The organism is Vibrio sp. R-1 (genome assembly GCF_035615595.1).
Lineage (GTDB): Bacteria > Pseudomonadota > Gammaproteobacteria > Enterobacterales > Vibrionaceae > Vibrio > Vibrio cholerae.
The window spans coordinates 1-329 of the sequence record NZ_WPDC01000353.1; the positions used below are offsets into that span (position 1 = coordinate 1).

1 protein-coding gene is annotated in these 329 nt (G+C 47.4%); it reads right to left on the reverse strand.

What is annotated here, in order from left to right; translation table 11 throughout:
* Nucleotides 1-120: 120 nt before the first annotated feature.
* A partial coding sequence (locus GOU96_RS18480) for a hypothetical protein (protein ID WP_324702138.1) occupies nucleotides 121-329 on the reverse strand: 209 nt, incomplete at its 5' end.

The window sequence follows — 329 nt, forward strand, 5'->3', positions numbered from 1 at the left end:
AACGTGCGGTTTAGTACGTTCAAATTTTTCTTTAGACACGGCTATATTCCTTACTATTGTGCTCTCCCCTGAGGAGAGAGCACGGGACTTAGGTTTAAACCTGGGTTTTAATCCTGTGGATTACTTACCACGGGCTTCAATAACGGCCTGAGCAACGTTGTTTGGCGCATCATCATACTTCAGGAATTCCATAGTGTATGATGCACGACCTTTGGTCAGAGAACGCAGCTGAGTTGCATAGCCGAACATTTCAGACAATGGAACTTCAGCATGGATCTTAACGCCAGTTACGTCGGATTCCTGACCACGCAGCAAACCGCGACGACGGC